This window comes from Geobacillus sp. DSP4a (genome assembly GCF_013096875.1).
GTDB lineage: Bacteria > Bacillota > Bacilli > Bacillales > Anoxybacillaceae > Geobacillus > Geobacillus thermophilus.
The window spans coordinates 1-1,246 of record NZ_SDLD01000122.1; the positions used below are offsets into that span (position 1 = coordinate 1).

Below are 1,246 nucleotides of genomic sequence, written 5' to 3' on the forward strand. Positions count from 1 at the left end.
AGAAACATTCGCGCAGTCGTTTTGCATCGCAAGAAGCATCGTTTCCACACTGACGAAACACGAAAAAAACGTGTGGGATTCGTTATGTCTTCTGTTGGCAGGCGAAACGATCGATCGAGTTCTTTCCGCTACCTAGGGCATTTTCTATGACCGAAATGCCCTATTTGTGCTGGGCTTTTTTATACACTAGCACTGGGGTGAATAGTTACTGCATCGTAATGATAAACTTTGACTTTACTCATTTTCATTACCTCCAGAATAAGATTAATCATTTCAAGGTTTTCTGCTTGATAGTCTCTCTTAATGCTGTCCTTTACTTCAACAAAAAAAGCATTACTTCCTGCTTTTTGAAGTAATGCTCCTATTAATCTTTTGGTGAATATCACCATTTTAATTCCTTAAAAAATGGTTGGACATATTGACAAGAATTTTCTTTATTTAATGTCTGTATCCACCTGAAAATTAACTCAGCTGCTTCAAATGCTTCCATATCTGCATCTGATGAACCAGAATCCGTTTTTAATCGACCTGGATGAATCACACTTACATGAATGCCTTTACTATTTAGTTCATTGTGTAAACATATTGACAGCATATTTTGAGCAGCTTTTGCTATTCGATATGAGTAAGAAAAGTGTCTATCTTTAAACTCGCCAGAAGCCATCTTTGATAAAGAACCGAGTCTGGAAGAAACATTGATTATTCTTGGATTTGAGGAATTAAAAAGAAAAGGAAGAGTAGCTTGAACGGTTCGTATAATACCTAAGCAGTGAATATTGAATAAATCATATACCTCACTGGTATTTACCTTGTCTATTTGGTACTCACCCCCTGGAATTCCCGCATTGTTAATTAGTATGTCAATCTTATTTGTATATTTTTTAATAGTTAATTCTATATTTTTTTTACACGAATCTAAGCCAACATCTCCTTCAATTGGATAACATCTTTCACTAAACTCTTCCCTAATTCTTTGAAGTGCAGTATTATTTCTTATCAAAGGAAACACAATATACTGTAGATGAGCAAATTCACTGACATAAATTGACAACTAAACAAAAAAGGAGACATGAACCCGATTCCTTGGTTAGAATAGATGTACCACCAACTATCCACAAGGAGGTTCATGTCTCATGAATAGATTAGCACATCACCAAGGAATCCACAAGTTTTTCTTCACGCTGGGGTTGACGCTGCAGCTTTCCAAACCGGTCATCAAGCATCTCATTCATATTGTCGATGCCTT

2 protein-coding genes are annotated in these 1,246 nt (G+C 36.0%); both read right to left on the reverse strand.

Annotation, left to right across the window (positions count from 1 at the left end):
• Nucleotides 1-179 precede the first annotated feature (179 nt).
• Nucleotides 180-386 (reverse strand): hypothetical protein, encoded by a 207-nt coding sequence (locus tag ETC02_RS16575; RefSeq protein WP_171698441.1) that lies wholly within the window; start codon nt 384-386, stop codon nt 180-182.
• Nucleotides 383-1,051: an SDR family NAD(P)-dependent oxidoreductase gene (locus tag ETC02_RS16580; RefSeq protein WP_216367874.1), complete on the reverse strand. Its 669-nt coding sequence runs from the start codon at nt 1,049-1,051 to the stop codon at nt 383-385. The genes ETC02_RS16575 and ETC02_RS16580 overlap by 4 nt, the downstream gene beginning before the upstream one ends.
• Between the last annotated feature and the right edge of the window lie 195 nt (nt 1,052-1,246).